Origin of the sequence: Collinsella sp. An307 (assembly GCF_002161805.1) — a bacterium.
Classification (GTDB): domain Bacteria; phylum Actinomycetota; class Coriobacteriia; order Coriobacteriales; family Coriobacteriaceae; genus Coprousia.
In genome coordinates, this window is the sequence record NZ_NFIP01000001.1 from 429499 (window position 1) to 436133 (window position 6635).

At 62.8% G+C, this 6635-nt stretch carries 6 protein-coding genes; all 6 read left to right on the forward strand.

Annotation, left to right across the window (positions count from 1 at the left end; all coding sequences use genetic code 11):
* Positions 1-4: 4 nt before the first annotated feature.
* The 6 genes from B5F89_RS01915 (at position 5) to B5F89_RS01940 (ending at position 6405) form a co-directional block, all read left to right on the forward strand.
* Positions 5-283 (forward strand): exodeoxyribonuclease VII small subunit, encoded by a 279-nt coding sequence (locus tag B5F89_RS01915; RefSeq protein WP_087430091.1) that lies wholly within the window; start codon positions 5-7, stop codon positions 281-283.
* Positions 284-291: 8 nt separating this feature from the next.
* Positions 292-1095 carry a TlyA family RNA methyltransferase gene (locus B5F89_RS01920; protein ID WP_087430136.1) on the forward strand — a complete coding sequence of 268 codons (804 nt, stop codon included), beginning with the start codon at positions 292-294 and terminating at the stop codon, positions 1093-1095.
* Positions 1092-1952 (forward strand): NAD(+)/NADH kinase, encoded by an 861-nt coding sequence (locus tag B5F89_RS01925; RefSeq protein ID WP_087430092.1) that lies wholly within the window; start codon positions 1092-1094, stop codon positions 1950-1952. The genes B5F89_RS01920 and B5F89_RS01925 overlap by 4 nt, the downstream gene beginning before the upstream one ends.
* Entirely contained in the window at positions 1942-3573 is a 1632-nt protein-coding gene (locus B5F89_RS01930; RefSeq protein WP_087430093.1) for an AAA family ATPase, read from the forward strand. Before B5F89_RS01925 ends, B5F89_RS01930 begins: the two co-directional genes overlap by 11 nt.
* A gap of 160 nt (positions 3574-3733) precedes the next feature.
* On the forward strand, positions 3734-4012 hold the full coding sequence (gene rpsO / locus B5F89_RS01935) for a 30S ribosomal protein S15 (protein WP_087430094.1): 279 nt from the start codon (positions 3734-3736) through the stop codon (positions 4010-4012).
* A gap of 131 nt (positions 4013-4143) precedes the next feature.
* Complete coding sequence (locus tag B5F89_RS01940) at positions 4144-6405, forward strand: polyribonucleotide nucleotidyltransferase (protein WP_087430095.1); 2262 nt, start codon at positions 4144-4146, stop codon at positions 6403-6405.
* The last annotated feature ends 230 nt before the right edge of the window (positions 6406-6635 follow it).

The window sequence follows — 6635 nt, forward strand, 5'->3', positions numbered from 1 at the left end:
CCCTATGGCAGAGTCGACCGTCCATACCTTTGAGGACATCACTACGCGCCTTGACGAGATCATCGCGACCGTGCGTTCCAAGGACACCTCCCTTGAGCGCAGCCTTGATCTGTTTGACGAGGCCATCAAGCTCGGCTCCAAGGCGGTCGAGCTTGTCGACAGCTTCGATATGAGCCCCACTGAGGCCGCCATGCTCGAGGAGGCTCAAGATAGTCCCGTAGACGCCGACTCAGATGAACCCGCAGAGGCTTCTGACGATTCCGCTGAGGACGCGAGGGCTTGATGCCGGGCATGAAGAAGGTCCGGCTTGATGATGAGATGATTTCGCAGGGCATCTGTGCCGATCGCGCAGATGCCCTGCGGCTCTTGATGGCAGGTCTCGTCTCTTCCGGGGGCGAGCGGCTCTCTTCGCCCGGCCAGAAGGTCCTGCCCGGGCTTGATCTTCATGTTAAGGGCCATAGTGCCTATGTCGGTCGCGGCGGTCTTAAGCTTGAGGGCGCTCTCGACTCCTTTGGGGTCGATCCTGCGGGCCTTACCTGCCTCGATGTCGGCTGCTCCACCGGCGGGTTTACCGATTGCCTTCTCAAGCGGGGCGCCGAGCGCGTCATCTCCGTTGATGTAGGCCACGCCCAATTCGACTGGTCGCTCAGAAACGATTCTCGTGTGACGCTTCTCGAGCGAACAAATATCGTCGATGTTCCCGATTTGGGTTATCGCGGCGTAGCTGATCTTGCCGTTTGCGACGTCTCCTTCACAAGGATCTCCCGCGTACTCCCTGCGGTGCTCGAGATCGTTTCGGAGGTCGGCTCCTTCGTGACGCTCGTAAAGCCACAATTCGAAGCCGAGGCGCATGAGGTGGGAGAAGGCGGGATCGTTCGCGATCCCCTTGTCAGACGACGCACCCTTGCCGATGTCGTTCGGCTATTTGCGGCAAACGGGCTCGTCCCCCAAGACGTTTGCGTCTCGCCCATAACAGGCGCCAAGGGAAACGTTGAGTATTTCCTTTGGGGTAAACGGGGTATCCTAGACGCCAAGGGCTCCGGCACATGCGCGGAGCAGGTCGATGCCGTTTTGGGGAAGGTGGAGCGTCTATGAAGATCCTGCTCGTTCCCAACTACGATAAAGCTGAGGCTGTAGAGAGCGGTCTCATGCTCGAGCTCTGGCTTTCCCGTCAGGGACTGGACGTTGTCTGGGCGCCGGATACACGTTCCGGCATTGCCGCAGAGCCCGATATAGAAGGGTGCGGGCTTGTCATCTCCCTCGGCGGAGACGGGACGCTTCTTCGCGCAGCGCGCATCGTAACCTATCGCGAGATTCCCATCCTCGGCCTTTCATACGGTCACGTTGGGTTCCTTACTGCAGCGAGCCCCGACGACACCGATATTCTCAAAGTGGTGGGAGATGCCCTCGCGGGCGAGCTCCATGTGAGCAGACGAGCGACGCTCTCCTGTCGCATCTTCTCGTCGCAAGATTCTGATGCCGAGCCTGTTCTCGAATCCTTTGCCTTAAACGACCTCGCCCTCACACGCGGGCCGCTCTCGGATATGGTCTCGTTCGACATCACCGTTTCCGGCCACCACATCGATCGCTTGCGCGGAGATGGCGTGGTCATCTCGACCGCAACCGGCTCCACCGGGTACGCGCTCTCGGCCGGAGGCCCTATCGTAAGCCCCGACTACGCCGGCATGGTCTGCGTTCCCATTGCCCCGCACACCATCCAGGCGCGCGCGTTTCTCACGTCGCCTTCCGATGTTATCGAGATCGCCATGTCGCACGACAGACCCTCTATCCCTGCGGTTGCCGTCGACGGCCAGTTTTACAAAGGGGAGGAAGCGGTTGAGCGGGTAGAGGTGAGCCGGGGGCCGGGCGATGTCCTTTTGCTTGACTACGGTCCCGAGAGCTTCTACAACTCGGTGAGCCGCGTGTTCTACGGGGTGCGCCATGATCGATGAGATTCGCGTTTCCAACTTAGCCCTCATTCGCGAGGCCGAGCTATCGCTTTCAAGCGGTCTTACGGTGCTCACCGGCGAGACCGGTGCCGGAAAAACGGCGCTTCTCTCAGCGCTCAAGCTGCTTATGGGCGAGCGCGCCGATGCGTCTCAGGTTCGTGAAGGCGAGCCATATGCTGAAGTCGAGGGTCGCATTTTCACTGACGCCAAGGACACCGAGGGTTTTACCGTCTCGCGTCGCCTCTCTGCTGACGGTCGTTCCCGTGTGAGAATCGATGGATCGCTTGGGAGCGTGCGTGAGCTGTCTGAACGCGTGGCGCCTTTGATGGACCTCTGCGGGCAGCATGAGCACCAGCGCCTCCTCGACGCCTCAACGCATGTGGGCATGGTCGACGCTTGGGCGCATGGAAGCATCGCCGCGCCACTCGAGGCCTATCGAGCCGACCTTTTGGTAGCTCGCGAGGCCGCTCGTGAGCTCGAGCGCGTGGAAGCGGCGGCACGAACCGAGGGATTCCGGTTGGAGGACGCACGGTATACCGTAGACCGCATTGACGAGGTCGACCCTCATGAGGGTGAACTTGAGGAGCTTGAGGAGACGCTGCCACGCGCAGAGCATGCCGAGGCACTCGCAGCGTGCGCCCATGAAGCGGCCGAGGCGCTCTCAGGCGAGGGGGGAGCGCTCGATCCGCTGAACGGCGCCATCGCCGAGCTCTCCCGCATGGGCGGCGTCGACGGTAAGCTCTCTGAGTTCGCCGATGCGCTTGCGGGCGCTGCCATCACGCTTGAGGACGTTGCACAGGACCTACGTCGCTATCGCGATGGGGTCGACTTCGACCCTGCGGAACTTGCGCGCCTCCAGGAGCGCTATGCCGCGCTTAAAGGGCTGCTTCGGCAGTTCGGTCCTCATATGGAGGACGTATTCCAACGCCGGGATGAGGCTCAGGAGCTTCTTTCGCTTGTATCCGATAGCGATGCGCGCATTGCGCGCGCCCGTCGCGCCTTGGAGGAAGCCGAGTCAAAACTTGCCCAATCCGCAAAGGAGCTGCGCCGCGCACGCAACGCTGCGGGTCCACGCTTCTGTCGTGAGGTCACGCGTCAGATGGCGCGCCTGGAGATGGGGCGTGCGGAGCTCGTCTGGGAGGCTCGTAAGCTTCCCCGTGAGCGCTGGACCGAGGCCGGCCCCGATTCCTACGAGCTTCTCTATCGCAGCGGCCCGGGTCTCACACCACGGCCTCTTCGCCGCATCGCATCGGGCGGCGAGCTTTCGCGCGTCATGCTTGCCTCGATGGTGGTGCTTGGCGAGGCGGACGGTGTCGACACGCTTGTGTTCGACGAGGTCGATGCCGGTGTGGGCGGAGCTGTCGCTCGGTCTCTCGCTGCGGTGCTCGCCGACCTTGCGCGCACCCACCAGGTTATCGTCGTCACGCATGTGGCGCAGGTTGCCGTCGTTGCGGCTGAGCACTACGTCGTATCCAAGTCTGATGGCGATATCCCCGAGACACGCCTGAGTAAGGTTACCGGGGACGAGCGCGTCCGTGAGGTGGCTCGCATGCTCTCGGGCGATACCGGTGAAGCCTCAATTGCGCATGCGCGCGAGATGCTTGCTGAGGCCGGCACGTTTTAGCACGCGCCCCGCCGTCGCTTACGTGTGCGTTTCATGCATATGCGCAGCTTGTGGTAGTATATCGGGCTGTTGGATTACCCGTTCCTAGCGGTTCGCTTCACCGGCGGCCCCTCGGATCGGGCGGATTGCAGGGGAGACCCTGCCAAGAGAAAGGTGAAACATGACTGTTTCTAAGGAGCGCAAGACTGAGCTCACCGCCGAGTTCGGCAAGAACGCGCAGGACACCGGCAACCCCAAGGTTCAGGTCGCCATCGCCACCGAGCGCATCCGTGAGCTCACCGAGCACATGAAGACCCACCCGAAGGACTTCCACACCCGCCGCGGTCTGCTCATGATCGTTGGTCGCCGTCGTCGTCTTCTCTCCTACATCAAGAAGAACGACATCGTCGAGTACCGTGAACTCATCGCGAAGCTCGGCATCCGCGACAACATCCAGTAAGTTGTGCATGCGGGAGCCCCTTCGGGGGCTCCTTTTCATGTAGGGGCCGAAAGGTCGGTCCTACACCGCCGGGGGGAGTCCCGGCATGAGAGGTCCCGGCAGAAGGGCTGCCGGGGGATGAAAGAGGAAAAATGGCACTTGTATCCAAAACCTTCGAACTGTACGGCAAGACCTACACCCTCGAGAGCGGCGAGCTTGCCAAGCAGGCCACCGGCGCCGTCCTCGTCAAGCAGGGCGACACCACGGCGCTCGTGACCGTGGTGGTCTCCAAGGAGCGTAAGAACTACGACTTCTTCCCGCTCACGGTTGACTTCAACGAGAAGCTCTACGCCGCGGGCCGCATCCCGGGTGGCTACCTCAAGCGTGAGGGGCGTCCCACCGAGAAGGCGACGCTCACCGCGCGCATGATCGACCGCCCCATCCGTCCGAGCTTTCCCGACGGCTTCCGCAACGAGGTCCAGATCGTCGCGACCTCGCTTGTCGCCGATCAGAAGAACCCCATCGACGTGATCTGCACCATGGCCGCGTCGCTTGGCCTCACGCTTGGCGGCGTGCCGTTCGAGGGCCCGCTCGCCTGCGTGCGCATCGGCCGCAATACCGAGACCGGTGAGTTCATCGTGAACCCCACCTACGAGGAGCGCGAGGCGTCCGACCTCGACCTTGAGCTCGCTGGCACCGCCGACTTCATCTCCATGGTGGAGGCCGGCGCCGACGAGGTCACCGAGGACGACATGCTCGCCGCCATGCAGTTCGGCCAGGAGGCCATCGGTGCCTTCTGCCAGGCGCAGCGCGAGTTCGTCGAGGAGTGGGAGCGCGTCAACGGTCCCATCGTCGCCAAGGAGTACATCCTCGACCAGCCCGTCCCCGAGGTCGAGGAGCGCGTCTTCGCCCATTACGACGAGATGGCCGCCGCGCTCGCGGATGCCGACAAGCTCTCTCGCATCGCCAAGGTCGAGGCCCTGAAGGAGCGCATCCGCGCTGAGTTCTCCGAGGAGGAGCAGCTCGCGTGGGAGCGTGAGATCCCCGTCAACCTCAAGAAGCTCGAGAAGAAGGCCATGCGCACCATGGTCGTCGAGACGGGCGAGCGCGTTGACGGCCGCCGCGCCGACGAGATCCGTCCCATCATGGTGAAGGGCAGCTACCTGCCGCTCGTCCACGGTTCCGGCCTCTTCCAGCGCGGTCAGACCCAGGTGCTTTCCGTGCTCTCGCTTGGTATGCTGAACGAGGGACAGCGCCTCGACACCATCGAGCCCGTCGACGGCAAGCGCTACATGCACCAGTACAACTTCCCGCCGTTCTGCACCGGCGAGACCGGCCGTATCGGCAGCCCCAAGCGCCGCGAGATCGGCCACGGCAACCTGGCCGAGCGCGCCCTTCTGCCCGTCCTTCCCGACGAGAAGGAGTTCCCCTACGCCATCCGCGTCGTCTCCGAGGTCATGGAGTCCAACGGCTCCTCGTCCATGGCGTCGACCTGTGCGAGCTGCCTTGCCCTCATGGATGGCGGCGTGCCCATCACGCGGCCCGTCTCCGGCATCGCCATGGGTCTCATTCAGGAGGAGGGCAAGACCGTCGTCCTCTCCGACATCCAGGGCATCGAGGACTTCCTCGGTGATATGGACTTCAAGGTGACCGGTACCGAGCGCGGCATCACGGCGCTTCAGATGGACAACAAGGCCACCGGCCTCACCTTCGAGATCCTCAAGGCCGCCCTTCAGCAGGCCAAGGAGGGTCGCGCCTTCATCCTCGGCAAGATGCTCGAGGTCGTACCCGGTCCGCGCGAGTCCACGCGCGAGACCGCGCCGCGCATCACCTCCATCACCGTTCCGACCGACAAGATTCGTGAGGTCATCGGCAAGGGTGGCGAGACCATCCGCGGTATCCAGGATGAGACCGGTGCCTCCGTGGACATCCAGGAGGACGGCACCGTCTATGTTGGCGGTGTGGGTACCTCGGTCGAGGAGGCCATCGAGCGCATCAAGCTCATCGTGCACGAGCCCGAGGTGGGTGAGGAGTTCTGCGGCCGCGTCGTTTCGATCCAGCCGTTTGGTGCCTTCGTCTCGCTTACGCCCTCCAAGGACGGTCTCTTGCACATCAGCCGCGTCGCCCAGGGCCGCGTTGAGAAGGTCGAGGATGTCCTCAACATCGGCGATGAGGTGAAGGTCAAGGTTATCGAGGTTGACGAGCGCGGCAAGATTTCGCTCGACCGTCTCGATAAGCCCGAGGCTCCCGCCGGTTCCGGCAACGGTGCCTCTCACGACGACGGCCGTGGTTTCGGTGGCCGTCCGCGTCGTGATTCCAAGGACCGCGAGCGCCGCGGTCACGGCGACCGTCCTCGCCGTCCCGGTGACAACGGCGGCAACGGTCGCGTTCCCCGCCGCCACCACGAGGCATAACAACACCTCGTTACCTGTAGGTAGTTAGAACGGAGGGTCGGTTCCCATCGAGCCGACCCTCCGTTTATTAAAAGTCACTGCGAGTTTGTCACATGCAGTTACCACATTCCCGTGTGATATGCGGCTTATAGGACAAAATGTGTGTCCGTAACGCCCGTGTTCTTCCAGCTCAACCGGCATAAATAACCTCGGAAAGTTGCCCCGCCCCAACTGCCCGCCTGGACAAAATG